Here is an 11,953-nt window from a genome sequence, read left to right on the forward strand (position 1 = left end):
CGGAGTTGTCAGGCGAGGGGAGGGGCGCGTTCCGGGGGGCGCAGCCTGAGTAGCGATGAGCCAGGCGCGTAGGTGGCCAGCGGTGGGCGGATGGCTTGGGTGCGCGGCAGGACGATAAGCAATGCCACCAGGACCAACAGGGCAAGCCCACCGCCGAAGAACTTCAGCAGCGCGAGCGACTCGATCTCTACCGCGTCGGCGTGGTTGGCCTGATGGGATTCCGCGTGTTCCATGTGCGCCGGTGTGGCGAGATTGCCATGGTCACCCGAGGCGTGAATATGCCAGGCACCGAAGACAAGCCCTTGCAGCATGACGGCCACGCACAGCAGCCCGACGAGAAGCCGGGCTTGGGCAATGCGTTGTCGCAGTCGATGGATCAAGGGCAGTCCCGAGGCTGTGGAGTTCGGCCAACCTAGCCAGTCGGCACCTCGAGGACTGTAAGGCAAGACCCGGCTGGCCGCAATAACGCCGCAGGCCACTATTCTCGGTTGCGTGCTGTCCATTCGGGCTGCGCTGGGTTGCATGCCGCCACTTGGTCGAGTGGAGTGGGATGGTGACCGACATGGCATTATCGGCCCACGCAAACCCGTCAGTGGGGCGGGTGGGTTGCTGCAACCACAGGAGGTCCCATGGCCTGGTTGATTTTCAAGTACCTGACGACAGCCGGGGTAGTGGTGCTGGTTTCCGAGGTGGCCAAACGCAGCGACAAGCTCGGGGCACTGATCGCGGCCTTGCCCTTGGTCACGATCCTGGCGCTGATCTGGCTCCAGGTCGAGACCGGCTCGCAGGAGAAGGTGAGCAACCACGCCTGGTACACCTTCTGGTACGTCGTGCCGACCCTGCCGATGTTCCTGGCCTTTCCGTTTCTTCTCGGGCGGCTCGGCTTCTGGCCCACCATGCTGGCAAGCGCCGCGATCACGGTCGTGTCGTTCTGGCTGTTTACCTTTGTTGCTCGCTACTTCGGCGTGGAATTGATGCCGTGACGTTCGGCAGGGCATCCCGAGCTGGCGTGCGTGTCGGACCCACGTGGGGTGTTGGCAGGGTATCCTGTCTGTCCTTTGCGCGTTGGAGTCTGAAATGAGTGAGATGCCCCCTTGCCCCGAGTGCGGCTCGACCTTCACCTACCACGACGGCACGCTGTTCGTCTGCCCCGAGTGTGGCCACGAGTGGTCCGGCGAGGCCGAATCATCGAGCGAGGCCGGTGAACCTGCCGCGCGGGATGCCAACGGCAACCCACTGGCCGATGGCGACACGGTGACCGTGATCAAGGATCTCAAGCTCAAGGGCGGCTCGGGTGTCGTGAAGGTGGGCACCAAGGTCAAGAACATCCGCATCGTCGAGGGCGACCACGACATCGACTGCAAGGTCGAGGGCTTCGGTCCGATGAAGTTGAAGTCCGAGTTCGTCAAGAAGGCGTGATCGCCAGCCGGGCGGTTGGTCAGGCGATCGCCCAAGTGCTCGCCCAAGGTTTCGTCTAGGCGAGTTTCGAGACAGGGGCAGTCAGGGAGGAACGGAATGACTCGACGCCAATCGTTACCCGTCCACGCCATCACGGTCGAGGAGGTCGTCGCCGCTGCCGACCGCCTGTCGCGGATGGTGCGCTCGAGCGGTTATCAACCCGATACCGTGATCGCCGTGGCCCGTGGCGGGTTCATGCCCGCCCGGTTTGTCTGCGATTTCCTGGGCGTCTCGCGTTTGGTGAGCGTCAAGGTGCAGCATTACGCGGCCGGCGCGCACGCCGGGATGCAGGCGCGGGTCACCGTGCCGCTCGGCGGTCCGATCAAGGGCGAGAATGTGCTGGTGGTCGATGATGTCAACGACAGTGGCAAGACCTTGCAGGCCTTGCGCCCGTACCTGGACGATCTCCACCCGGCCTCGGTTCGTACCGCGGTATTGCATGAAAAGCAGGTGACGGAATGCCCGGCGGACTTCGTGGCCGAGTCCATCGAGCAATGGCGCTGGATGCTCTACCCCTGGGCGGTGGTCGAGGATGTCGGCCAGTTCCTGCGCGACATGCAGCCCGTGCCGGCAACCCGCAAGGAGGCGGTGTCCCGGCTAAATGCCGAGCATGGCTTGCGACTGGACGATGCCGAGCTCGACCGTGTGCTGTTCTTTGGCGGCATCCGCCTCGACCAGGACTAGGCGGTGGGCGGCGAGGACTCAGCACGTCACTTCACGCACACGTCGGACCCGGTCGGGTGGCCCGATCAATTCGACCAGCCCCTCGTACGTGACCGGCAGTTGGTGGCAGACGGAACCGTCCGCCGTGCACAGGACCGGCGAATGCCGGCCGCCGTGGCAATGCGAGCACAGGGTGATGAAGGCCGGTCCCTGCGCCTCGAAATGCACGTAGATGCCTCCTCCCTGGAACGCGGTTTGCCGGCTTGCCTTTTCCTTCCACGTGTCGGGCCATTGCGGTGGCGGCACGAAGGCCGGCAGATAGCGCGCGGTGAGGCTAGGGGTGAGTGCATCGAGCGCGATGGGTCGGCCTGCGTCGGGCAAGCGCATGGCGAGCGGGGGGAGGGCGTCCGGTGGTCGGCCCCGGTTGTCGATGCGCACCAGGTAGTACATGTACTGCTCCGGCTGCTCGAGTTGCTCGCCGAACGCGGTCAGGTGGTCTGCATCGACACGCGAGACGTGGGAACAGCCGCCCAGAAGGAAGGCCGAACCGAGCAGTGCGAGCACCAGAAGGGGTTTCACGTGGTGACGCCTCGTTGGATGGGGTAGCCGTTGCCGGGAGTTTAGCCTCCAGTTCAGCCGCCAGGGCCGCCGGTCGCCGCGAGCATCCCCTGGGTGATCAGGGCGCCGGTGGACAGCAGCATCCCCGCCCAGGGGATCCACCGAGCAACGTTCGGCACGTCCTCTGGCTGGCCGCGACGCTTGAGGACGATCAGCGAGGCGTTCACCGTGATGAAGACGGCCAGCATGATCGCGCTGGTGAGATTCGCCAAGGTCGCCAGTGGCAGGAAGAGTGCCAGTAGCAGGATGGTGATGGTCACCGCGAGGGTCGCGACGATCGGGGTATGGGTGCGGGAATGCACGCGGCCCAGCACCGACGGCGCCCCGGCCCGGTCGCGTCCCATATCCATGAGCAGGCGCGTGGCCATGATGATCTGGCCCAGCGCGCCGTTGACGATGATGAACAGGCTGATCAGGCCCAGCGGCACGCCCGGGTGCCCCATGGCCTCGACCACGGCCACCAGCGGAGCGTGGGCGCCGGCCAGATCATCCGGGGCGAGTACGCTGGTTGCGGCGATGGCGACCAGCGCGTAGACCACGAGCGAGATCACCACGGCGCTGACGATCGCGCGTGGCATGGTGCGCGGGGCGTCGCGGACCTCCTCGGCGAGGTTGGCCATGTCCTCGAAGCCGATGAACGAGTAGAACGCGAGGAAGGCGCCCAGGAACAGCCCAGTGACCATCCCGAACTCGAGCCCGCTTAGCGATTCGGCCAGCCGTACCGGCGCATCCCCCATCGCCGGGGCAGCCACCCAGACCACGTACCCCAGCCCGGCCATGCCCAGTAGCGTGGTGGCGGCCATGAACCAGGCGCTCTCGCGCATACCCGCGATCGCGATACCACCCAGTGCGAGGGTGACGATGATCAATGTCCAGGCGCGGGGCAGATCAATGAACAGCGAGGCATAGCGCTCGAAGCCGGTCAGGATGGTGGCCCCCGAAACGGTGCCGGTGGCCACCAGCCCCCAGCCGATGGCGATGCACAGCCCCCGTCGGCCAAAGGCCTGCCGCGCGTAGTCAATCGGCCCGCCGGCCTCCGGGATGCGCGCGGTGAGTTCGCTGAATGACAGCGCCGTGAGCGAGGCGACCAGCGCGGCGAGGATGAAGGCAAACGGTGTGAGCAGCCCGGCCGCACCGGCCACCTCGCCGATCACCACGTAGATGCCGGCCCCGAGGATGGTGCCCAGGCCATAGAGTGTCAGCAGCACCGGCCCGAGCTCGCGCCGAAGAACGGCCTGCCGTGGGGCCGGGAGGCCCTGAGGTGGGGGAGGGGTGTCGTGCCGGCCGTCGGGATCGCGCGTCATGTTCGGGAGTGTAGTCCCGTGGCCGGTCGGTGCCGAACCTCGGGGGATGGTGGGTTACTCTTGTTCTTGATCCGATTTACCAGATACACGCCCACGACGTGGAATCCATTGCATGCCGCTTTTTCTCTGGATGATGCCTGTCGCTGCGTTGCTGCTCCTTTCCGGGTGCAGCGACCGCTCGCCACAGGTCGTGCTGTCCTCGCCGTTCGACACGCAGCAGCTGGTCGTGGCGACGCGTAACGGCCCCACGACTCGCTACCTGGGACGTGACCAGTTGGCGACCGGTCCCGAGCACGACCTGGTCACCGCCTTTGCCGACAGCCGTGGCTGGACGGTGGAGTGGCGGGTTTATGAGTCGACCGCGGAGGTGGTCGAGGCACTGGATACCGGCCGAGCCCATCTCGCTGCGGCCGGGCTGACGCATCTGTCGGCGCGGAGCGAACGGTTCGAGCCGGGGCTGGTGCACGGCGAGGTGGTCCAGCAGGTGGTTTGCCATCGCGACGACCGGCCCTTGCCGAACACGATTGAAGGCCTGGCCGGGGTGGATCTGCAGGTGACGGGCGAGTCGAGTTATGTCGCGCGTCTCGAGGAGCTGGCGCGCACGGTGCCGGATCTGACCTTCGCCGCCGATCCATCGCGCAGCAGCGAGGTGCTGCTGACCCAGGTGGCGACCGGGGAGGTGGGGTGTACCGTCGCCGATTCGTCGATCGTACGCATGGTGCGGCGATACTGGCCGCATCTCGAGGTGGCGATGAACCTCGGTCAGTCCGAGTCGGTTGGTTGGTATGCCGCCGCCTTGCATGCGGATCTGGCCGAGGCCACGCGAGACTGGCGGGAGAGTGATCCCGGTGATCTGGCGGTTGCCAAGATGCGCGAGCGCTATTACGTGCACATCGGGGAATTCGATTTCGTCGACCTGCGGGCGCTCAATCGCCGGCTCGACGAGCGGCTGCCACGCTACCTGGACGAGTTCCGGCAGGCCGCGGAGGAAACCGGTCTGTCGGTGGAACTGCTCGCGGCGATGGCCTACCAGGAATCGCATTGGGACCCGCAGGCGACCTCGCCCACCGGGGTGCGCGGCATCATGATGCTCACCCGGCCGACCGCCGAATCGCTGGGGGTGGAGGACCGGCTCGATCCGCGCGAGGCCATTCTCGGTGGAGCGCGCTACCTTGCTGATCGTCGTGCGCGCTTGCCGGAGGATATTCCCGAACCGGACCGCACCTACCTTGCCCTGGCCAGCTACAACCTGGGACGCGCACACGTGCTGGATGCACGCCGGCTGGCTCGTGAACTCGGCCGCAACCCGGATTCCTGGGCCGAGATGCGCGAGGTGCTGCCGTTGAAGGCCGACAAGCGCTATTACCCGCAGACCAAGTACGGCTATGCACGCGGATACGAATCGGTGCACTACGTCCGCCGCATTCGCAATTACCGCGACGTGATCGATCAGGCCCTTCCCGATTGACTGCGAGTGCATCGCCGACCGGGCAGGGCAAGGTTCAATCCTCTAGTGGTCGTTCCGTTTCCATCCTTTCTAGCGGGGCGGTATTGGTCCTGGCGCTCACAAAAAAGCCCCGGCATTGCCGGGGCTTTTGATGCCGGGTTGTGAACCGATCAGTAGTCGGTCTCTTCCTCGACTTCGTCACCCGCCTCTTCGGCGTCGCCACCCATCTCGTCGGTGGCCTCCTCGATCTCGTCGCCCGCTTCTTCCATGGTCTGGTCGATCTGCTCGCCGGCCTCTTCTGCCGGACCTTGCTCTTCGGCGCAGCCAGCCACGGTCAGACCCAGAGCCATCATCAGGGCAATCAGTGCATTACGTGCGTTCATGTGTCGCTCTCCATGTCATGCCGGAACGTCCCGGCGAATGAGTGTCAGACTCGAAAAAGTGAAGGGGCAGTTTCGCGCTGCCAGCCCTTGGAGGTCGCTGTGACCGACAAGTTCAGAATCCATCGACATGGCGCACCTCGTCAAGCGAGAGCTGTCCAGGCCGGGGCCAGACGTCGGCGGCCTTCTTGCCGATCGCGACCATGAACGAGATCAGGTGATCATCGGGCAGGTTGATCAGGCGGCCGACGGCCTCGAAATCAAAGCCGTCCATTGGGCAGGAATCGAGCCCCATTTCCCGTGCCGCGAGCATCAGGCTCTGCCCGGCGATGCCGCAGCTGCGCATGACCTCGTCGCGTTCGACCTGCGGCTTGTCACGATAATAGGCATCGATCGCCCCGGCCATCATCTCGCGCACTTCGGCCCGGGGCATCGCGCCAGACGCGTTCGGCCTCGTCCTGCCAGACGTCACGACGGCCGGTGAGGATCACCAGCATCGAGGCGTCGGTCACCTGGGCCTGGTCCCATGCAAGCTCGCGGATCGCCTGGCGGCGCGCAGGATCGCGCACCACCACGAACCGCCAGTGTTGCAGGTTGAAGGCGGTTGGCGACTGCATCGCCAGTTCGATCAGCCGGTCCTGATCGCCCTCGGATAATTGGTGTTCCGGGTCGAATTGCTTGATGGCGCGTCGGGTTGCAATCGCCTCGCTGACTCGCATGCAGTCTCCTCGTATTACGGGTTTCGGTACGGGAGTATAGGCATCGAGTCGGTGGTTCGCCGGCGGGCTTGCGCGGGCACGATCGGTTCAGAATGACTTGCCGCGCAGGGCGCGCAGCAGGGCACGCGCCTGCTTGGCCGGCTTGTGGTGTGGGTTGAGCTCGCGCTCGGCACGCTGCTGCTCGGCGACCAGCCGGCGCTTCTCGATGCTCTCCGGTGTCTCCCGGTAGAGCAGCGCCGCCTCGCTGGCCGGTCCGCGTTTGGGATTGAGTGCCTCCACATCGACCACGAACCGCATGCCGGCCTTGCCGATAGTCAGCCGGTCGCCGGGACGTACCGACTTGCCGCGCTTGGTCACGGCCTGGCCGTTGAGCTCGATCTTGCCGCCGTCGATGGCCGTCGAGGCCAGCTGGCGGGTCTTGAAGAAACGCGCGGCCCAGAGCCAGGTATCGAGCCGTTGGCTGTCCTGGGCATTCGAAGCGGAAGTGGAATGACGTTTCTTGTCAGTTTTTTTCACGTTAACTGCGGCAATAGCGGCGGCCGGTAGGCTACGATTCGGGTCTAATTCGGACGACGTACGCGTGTCGCCCGCGGTTTTTTCGATGTGGAGGCATCATGCAACTCGAACTGATCAGCTTCAAGCTCTGTCCCTTTGTCCAGCGCTCGGTGATCACCCTCAAGCACAAGGGCGTGCCGTTCGATACCACCTTCATCCAGCTCAACGACCTGCCGAGCTGGTTCGACGAGGTCTCGCCGCTGGGCAAGGTGCCGGTGCTCAAGGTCGATGGCGAGGTGCTGTTCGAGTCGGCCGTGATCAACGAATTCCTCGACGAGTCCTTCGGCGAGCGCATGCTGTCGGACAATGCCCTGGAGCGCGCGCAGCAGCGGGCCTGGATCGAACTGGGTTCAGCGGGAATCATGGCGATGTTCGGCGCGATCACTGCCGCGGAGGAGTCCGCCAGTACCGCCAAGCGTGACGAACTGGCCAAGCTGTTCGGTCACCTGGAGAGGCAGCTGGCAAAGAAGCCACCCGCCCCATTCTTTGTCGGAAAAGAGCTCTCGCTGGTGGACACCTCGTTCGCCCCGCTGTTCCAGCGCCTGTTCGCCCTGCCGGAATCACTGCTCGACTGGAATACCATCCCGACGGTGATGCGCTGGGGCGAGCGACTGGTCGACGAGCCGGTGATCCGCGACTCGCTGCCTGAGGGCTTTGACGAGCTTTTCCCGATGATGCTGAAAAAGCAGAACGGCTGGTACGCGCAGCAACACCTGACCGATTGAATCGCCGGGTTCAACCTCGCTCGAGGCGGCGATTGATCCAGCTGCCGGCGCCCGATCCGACCAGGATGCCGGCGACCACCCACAGGGCGAACCCCTTGCCCTCGCCGATCATCGCCAGTGCGGTGCCGGGGCACACCCCGGTGCCGGCCCAGCCAAGCCCGAACAGCACCGCGCCGACGATCAGTCCACGCTTGAACGGCTTGTGCTGAATCGAGATCGGCTCGCCGGTGTTGCGCGCGCGCCAGCCCAAACGCCAGGCAAGCCAGGTGAGCGCGGCACCGAGGGCCACGGCGGTGGCGATCACCCACAGCAGGCGAAGGTCCTCGAACAGGAGTAGCTCACTGATGATCGCCGGGCTGGTCGCACCGGCCCGGCTGAGCAGGAAGCCAAAGGTGGTGCCGAAGGCAAGAAACAGCAGGTTGCGTCGGTTGATCATCGCTCAGACCCCCAGCATCCAGGCGGCGAGTTGGGCGGTGCCCACCGCGACGGCAAAGAAGACGGCCGAGGCCACCAGGCTCGCCGGTGCCCCCATGGCCACCCCCGCAATGGTATGGCCCGAGGTGCAGCCGCCGGCCAGGCGCGCGCCAAGGCCGATCAGCAGACCGCCGACCAGCCACCAGATCGCCGAGCCGAGCGTGGACTCGGGCACCAGGGCGGTATAGAAGCGGCCGAACTCCGCGGCGGTGCCTTGCCAGGCCGGTGCACCATCCGTGAGGGCTGCGATCAGGCCGCCGAGGACGATGCCCAGCAGGAACACGATCCGCCAGTCGTCCTGCGGGTCGCGTGCCGTGCCGGGCCTGAGATAACCCGCCAGGTTGGCAAAGCCGGTCGAGCAGGAGAGGGGCTGGTCGACCAGCCAGCGCTGAGTGAAGGCGAGCAGGGCGATCAGCGCCCCCACCAGCACGGGCGTCCACAGCGGGGAAAACAGAGCGTCGATGAGCGTTGCGAACGTATCCATTGTCGACAAGTGCCACGGTTACGGAATTAACGAACCTGGCACCTTAGCGGCCCTCGCGCATTGGCGCCAACAGATGTTTTTTACCGGCCCATAACGACAAACACCCCCGACTGGCGGGGGTGGACGAGTTGAGCTCAGAGCGGCGTTGGGCGGTCAGTCGGACCGCTCGTTGCCTTCGCCCTTCTCAGGCAGGGTGATGTTGAGCTCGAACAACTCGAACTGCTCGTTGTGTTCGACCTCGAACTTCACCGCATCGTCCTCGACGTGGACGTACTTGCGGATGACCTCGAGGATTTCCTTTTGCATTTCGGGCAGGTAATGCGGCGTGATGTGCTGACCCTGGGCGCGTTCGTGCGCGATCAGGATCTGCAGACGCTCCTTGGCCATCTTGGCCGACGGGTCCTGTGAACGGTTACGAAAGATATCCAGCAATCCCATGGCTTAACTCCGGCCGAACAGGCGACCGAAAAGCGACTTCTTTTCGGTCTCGATGAAACGCATTGGGCGCTCTTCGCCCAGCAGGCGACCAACGGCATCGTGGTAGGCCTGACCGGCGTCGGTGTTCTCGTCGAGAATCACCGGCCGGCCCGCGTTGGAGGCCTGCAGCACCGCGTTGGATTCTGGGATCACGCCCAACAGAGGCACGGCCAGGATCTCGAGCATGTCCTCGACCGACAGCATCTCGCCGGTGCCGACGCGATCGGGGGCGTAGCGGGTGATCAGCAGGTGCTCCTTGATGGCGGTCTCGCCATCCTTCGCCCGGCGTGATTTGCTGGCGAGGATGCCCAGCATGCGGTCGGAGTCACGCACCGAGGAGATCTCGGGGTTGGACACCACGATGGCCTCGTCGGCGTAGTACATCGCCAGTTGCGCGCCACGCTCGATGCCGGCCGGGGAATCGCAGACGATGTAGTCAAAGCCTTCCTCGCGCAGGTCGTTAAGGACCTTGCCGACGCCTTCCTCGGTCAGCGCGTCCTTGTCCTTGGTTTGCGAGGCGGGCAGGACGTAGAGGTTGTCGACTTCCTTGTGGCGGATCAGGGCCTGGTTCAGGCCCGCCTCACCCTGGATGACGTTGACGATGTCGTAGACCACGCGGCGCTCGACGCCCATGATCAGATCGAGGTTGCGCAGGCCGACGTCGAAGTCGATCACCACGGTCTTCTTGCCGGCCATGGCCAGGCCGCTCGAAATGGCGGCGCTGGTCGTCGTCTTGCCAACGCCGCCCTTGCCGGAGGTTACCACCAGGACTTTGGACACGGATTGTCTCCCTAATCGCGAAAGATTGTTGACGTCATGCCCCGCGGGGCGGGGTCGTGAGGTGAGGCGGACTGTGCCACAAAGGCGGGCCTTCCCCAACGACCGTGAAATTCTTCCATTCGCACCGTACGTGTGCGTTCAGTCAAACGGATGGACCATCAGCTGGCCATCGACCAGTTCAACCAACACGCGCTTGCCCCAGGCCGGATGCCGCGCCAATTGCTCGCCATCGAGGAAGGTGCCGCAGATGGCGATGATCTCCGGCTCGAACGACTCGCAGAAGATGCGCGCCTCGATCTGGTTGCCGGCGCCGGCCGCGGCGGTGCCCTTGAGCGCGCCGTGGATGTAGATCGATCCGTCCGCCACCACGCGTGCCCCGGCACCGACGGTGTTCATCACCACCATGTCCTGACCCTGGGCGTAGAGCTCGGTGCCGGAACGGACCGGGTGGCGCAGGATCATCGGGGCGATCGGGCCGGCCGGGCCGGCCGGGGCGGGTGATGCCGGCTCGGCAGGTGGTGCCGGTTCCTCTGCCTTGACGGGTTCCGGTTCGGCGGCGGGTTCCGGTTCCGGCTTGCTCTGAGGCTGAGCCTGCGCTGGTGCGTCGGCAACCGCCTGGTCGTCGAAGACCGGCAGGTCGGCGCCGCGCGCCTGGGTCTTTTGTTGATCGTTGCCGTGGACCACGCCGACCGGTTCGAGGCGATAGTTGCGTAGCAGGCTCACCAGGGCCGGGAAGTCGATCCATTTGCCGCTGTCCGCGATCGCCGCCAGATCGATCACGCAAGGCTGTCGCTCGTCACCGACCCCGGGGTTGCCGAAACGCTCGCTCAGGCTGCGGGTGAGCTTGAGCAGATGCGTCTCGTACAGGTGAACATGGGTGAGCGCCAGCGAGCGCTGGTCGATGTCGAGGGCCGGGGCGCCTGTCCTGGCGGCCTTGCGGGTGGTTGCGGTCATTGATGAGCTCGGTTTTCGTCCTGACGATGGTAAAGCCATGCTCGCCCTCGCATGGGCCTGGCTCCCTTCCGGCCTATCGGCCGGCGAAGGGATGGCCTGGGTGTCACAAACGGCACAGGGCGAGGCGGAATTCGATGTCTTCGTGGACCTGGCGTGGATGGCCGTTCTCGCGGTCCAGTGTCATGAAACGCACGGTAAAGCGGTGCTTGCCGGCGCTGATCTCGGGATAGCAGACGGTGTCGTCGTCGATCATCACACGCAGCAGTTGATAGGGCGTCGCGCTCTCGATGCTCTGCTGCAGGAAGCCCTCGTCGGCGACCACCGACATCGTATCGACGCTGTTTCGTATCAGGCTGATGACCAGTTCGTTGGCTTGGCGGATGTCGGTAAACGGCTCCAGCCACGTGTCGATATCCTCGCGGCGCTCGGCGTCCGGCAGGCTCAGCCAGTAGTGCAGCCCGGGTATATCGAATTCGCACAGGGCGCCGGGAATCGAGGCACGCTGACGCACGGCGTTCAACAGCTCGTGGGTCTTCAGGTGAGCGCCGGGCTGGGCGTGGTAGGCGTGCAGCGCCTTGATCAGGTCGTTTTGCTGATCGAGCAGGGCATTGAGCTTGTCGCGATCGACGCCGGGCGAGTCCGGCACGTTCATCAGGCGGGCCTGCTGGCGCTCGAGTTCCTTGATCAGTTCGCGCTTGATGTCGATACGCGAAAGGACGTCGGCGGCTTCGAGCAGCAGCAACACCGTGCAAAGCGCGTCGTCCCGCGAGGTGCTCTGCAGGTGATGGTCGATGCGGGTGAACAAGTGGTCGAGCCTGAGGCAGGCCCGGATCCGTTCGTTCAGTGGTTGCTCGTAGATTTTCAGAGGTGCGTTCCGATCCATTGGATGCCGATGCGGGTCGAGGGTGTGTCGGC

The 11,953-nt window shown here is 65.1% G+C and carries 18 protein-coding genes; 5 read left to right on the top strand and 13 right to left on the bottom strand.

Translation table 11 applies throughout. The features are described from left to right. Window positions 1-8: 8 nt before the first annotated feature. Entirely contained in the window at window positions 9-380 is a 372-nt protein-coding gene (locus VWP12_RS06820; RefSeq protein ID WP_410473512.1) for a hypothetical protein, read from the bottom strand. Window positions 381-629: 249 nt separating this feature from the next. Here VWP12_RS06820 and VWP12_RS06825 point away from each other — a divergent pair, with 249 nt between their 5' ends. The 3 genes from VWP12_RS06825 to VWP12_RS06835 all read left to right on the top strand — a co-directional run bounded on the left by VWP12_RS06825 (window position 630) and on the right by VWP12_RS06835 (window position 2,142). Further along, a complete protein-coding gene (locus VWP12_RS06825) occupies window positions 630-983 on the top strand; it encodes a DUF3147 family protein (protein WP_125198683.1) in 354 nt (117 codons plus the stop codon). A gap of 94 nt (window positions 984-1,077) precedes the next feature. After that, complete coding sequence (locus VWP12_RS06830) at window positions 1,078-1,419, top strand: zinc ribbon domain-containing protein YjdM (protein WP_410473513.1); 342 nt, start codon at window positions 1,078-1,080, stop codon at window positions 1,417-1,419. 96 nt (window positions 1,420-1,515) lie between these two features. After that, on the top strand, window positions 1,516-2,142 hold the full coding sequence (locus VWP12_RS06835) for a phosphoribosyltransferase (RefSeq protein ID WP_125198685.1): 627 nt from the start codon (window positions 1,516-1,518) through the stop codon (window positions 2,140-2,142). 18 nt (window positions 2,143-2,160) lie between these two features. On the opposite strand, the gene VWP12_RS06840 is transcribed toward VWP12_RS06835, so the two are convergent. Both VWP12_RS06840 and VWP12_RS06845 read right to left on the bottom strand, forming a co-directional pair. Continuing rightward, entirely contained in the window at window positions 2,161-2,700 is a 540-nt protein-coding gene (locus VWP12_RS06840; RefSeq protein ID WP_410473514.1) for a hypothetical protein, read from the bottom strand. Window positions 2,701-2,753: 53 nt separating this feature from the next. After that, complete coding sequence (locus VWP12_RS06845) at window positions 2,754-3,947, bottom strand: APC family permease (protein ID WP_410473515.1); 1,194 nt, start codon at window positions 3,945-3,947, stop codon at window positions 2,754-2,756. A gap of 208 nt (window positions 3,948-4,155) precedes the next feature. Here VWP12_RS06845 and mltF point away from each other — a divergent pair, with 208 nt between their 5' ends. Next, on the top strand, window positions 4,156-5,511 hold the full coding sequence (mltF, locus tag VWP12_RS06850) for a membrane-bound lytic murein transglycosylase MltF (protein ID WP_410473516.1): 1,356 nt from the start codon (window positions 4,156-4,158) through the stop codon (window positions 5,509-5,511). A 149-nt stretch (window positions 5,512-5,660) separates the two neighbouring features. Here mltF and VWP12_RS06855 read toward each other — a convergent pair whose 3' ends face one another. The 4 genes from VWP12_RS06855 to VWP12_RS06870 form a co-directional block, all read right to left on the bottom strand. Continuing rightward, window positions 5,661-5,873: a hypothetical protein gene (locus VWP12_RS06855; RefSeq protein ID WP_410473517.1), complete on the bottom strand. Its 213-nt coding sequence runs from the start codon at window positions 5,871-5,873 to the stop codon at window positions 5,661-5,663. 112 nt (window positions 5,874-5,985) lie between these two features. Next, window positions 5,986-6,279: a nitroreductase family protein gene (locus tag VWP12_RS06860; protein ID WP_410473518.1), complete on the bottom strand. Its 294-nt coding sequence runs from the start codon at window positions 6,277-6,279 to the stop codon at window positions 5,986-5,988. Continuing rightward, window positions 6,245-6,589, bottom strand: coding sequence for a nitroreductase family protein (locus VWP12_RS06865; RefSeq protein WP_410473519.1), 345 nt, complete (start codon window positions 6,587-6,589; stop codon window positions 6,245-6,247). Before VWP12_RS06865 ends, VWP12_RS06860 begins: the two co-directional genes overlap by 35 nt. Before the next feature lie 87 nt (window positions 6,590-6,676). Continuing rightward, entirely contained in the window at window positions 6,677-7,105 is a 429-nt protein-coding gene (locus VWP12_RS06870) for an RNA-binding S4 domain-containing protein (protein ID WP_125198690.1), read from the bottom strand. Window positions 7,106-7,203: 98 nt separating this feature from the next. Between VWP12_RS06870 and VWP12_RS06875 the strand changes: the two genes are divergently transcribed. Further along, window positions 7,204-7,869, top strand: coding sequence for a glutathione S-transferase family protein (locus VWP12_RS06875; protein WP_410473520.1), 666 nt, complete (start codon window positions 7,204-7,206; stop codon window positions 7,867-7,869). Window positions 7,870-7,879: 10 nt separating this feature from the next. Here the strand turns inward: VWP12_RS06875 and VWP12_RS06880 are convergent, their stop codons facing one another. The 6 genes from VWP12_RS06880 to zapD form a co-directional block, all read right to left on the bottom strand. Then, window positions 7,880-8,305: a DUF6691 family protein gene (locus tag VWP12_RS06880; protein WP_410473521.1), complete on the bottom strand. Its 426-nt coding sequence runs from the start codon at window positions 8,303-8,305 to the stop codon at window positions 7,880-7,882. 3 nt (window positions 8,306-8,308) lie between these two features. Beyond that, a complete protein-coding gene (locus VWP12_RS06885) occupies window positions 8,309-8,827 on the bottom strand; it encodes a YeeE/YedE family protein (protein WP_410473522.1) in 519 nt (172 codons plus the stop codon). Window positions 8,828-8,980: 153 nt separating this feature from the next. Continuing rightward, entirely contained in the window at window positions 8,981-9,265 is a 285-nt protein-coding gene (minE, locus tag VWP12_RS06890; protein ID WP_125198694.1) for a cell division topological specificity factor MinE, read from the bottom strand. 3 nt (window positions 9,266-9,268) lie between these two features. After that, on the bottom strand, window positions 9,269-10,084 hold the full coding sequence (gene minD, locus VWP12_RS06895) for a septum site-determining protein MinD (protein WP_125198695.1): 816 nt from the start codon (window positions 10,082-10,084) through the stop codon (window positions 9,269-9,271). Window positions 10,085-10,222: 138 nt separating this feature from the next. Then, window positions 10,223-11,038: a septum site-determining protein MinC gene (gene minC, locus VWP12_RS06900; RefSeq protein ID WP_410473523.1), complete on the bottom strand. Its 816-nt coding sequence runs from the start codon at window positions 11,036-11,038 to the stop codon at window positions 10,223-10,225. Window positions 11,039-11,141: 103 nt separating this feature from the next. Next, window positions 11,142-11,921, bottom strand: a complete 780-nt coding sequence (gene zapD, locus VWP12_RS06905; protein WP_158611759.1) for a cell division protein ZapD — start codon at window positions 11,919-11,921, stop codon at window positions 11,142-11,144. Window positions 11,922-11,953: the final 32 nt, after the last annotated feature.

It is taken from the genome of Guyparkeria sp. TX1 (genome assembly GCF_046523965.1).
GTDB lineage: Bacteria > Pseudomonadota > Gammaproteobacteria > Halothiobacillales > Halothiobacillaceae > Guyparkeria.

Excerpts from the sequence above, each read along its gene's own strand:
- VWP12_RS06825 (WP_125198683.1), top strand. The coding sequence starts at position 630 with ATGGCCTGGTTGATTTTCAAGTACCTGACGACAGCCGGGGTAGTGGTG.
- VWP12_RS06830 (WP_410473513.1), top strand. The coding sequence starts at position 1,078 with ATGAGTGAGATGCCCCCTTGCCCCGAGTGCGGCTCGACCTTCACCTAC.
- VWP12_RS06835 (WP_125198685.1), top strand. The coding sequence starts at position 1,516 with ATGACTCGACGCCAATCGTTACCCGTCCACGCCATCACGGTCGAGGAG.
- mltF (WP_410473516.1), top strand. The coding sequence starts at position 4,156 with ATGCCGCTTTTTCTCTGGATGATGCCTGTCGCTGCGTTGCTGCTCCTT.
- VWP12_RS06855 (WP_410473517.1), bottom strand. The coding sequence starts at position 5,873 with ATGAACGCACGTAATGCACTGATTGCCCTGATGATGGCTCTGGGTCTG.
- VWP12_RS06860 (WP_410473518.1), bottom strand. The coding sequence starts at position 6,279 with ATGATGGCCGGGGCGATCGATGCCTATTATCGTGACAAGCCGCAGGTC.
- VWP12_RS06865 (WP_410473519.1), bottom strand. The coding sequence starts at position 6,589 with ATGCGAGTCAGCGAGGCGATTGCAACCCGACGCGCCATCAAGCAATTC.
- VWP12_RS06875 (WP_410473520.1), top strand. The coding sequence starts at position 7,204 with ATGCAACTCGAACTGATCAGCTTCAAGCTCTGTCCCTTTGTCCAGCGC.
- VWP12_RS06880 (WP_410473521.1), bottom strand. The coding sequence starts at position 8,305 with ATGATCAACCGACGCAACCTGCTGTTTCTTGCCTTCGGCACCACCTTT.
- VWP12_RS06885 (WP_410473522.1), bottom strand. The coding sequence starts at position 8,827 with ATGGATACGTTCGCAACGCTCATCGACGCTCTGTTTTCCCCGCTGTGG.
- minE (WP_125198694.1), bottom strand. The coding sequence starts at position 9,265 with ATGGGATTGCTGGATATCTTTCGTAACCGTTCACAGGACCCGTCGGCC.
- minC (WP_410473523.1), bottom strand. The coding sequence starts at position 11,038 with ATGACCGCAACCACCCGCAAGGCCGCCAGGACAGGCGCCCCGGCCCTC.
- zapD (WP_158611759.1), bottom strand. The coding sequence starts at position 11,921 with ATGGATCGGAACGCACCTCTGAAAATCTACGAGCAACCACTGAACGAA.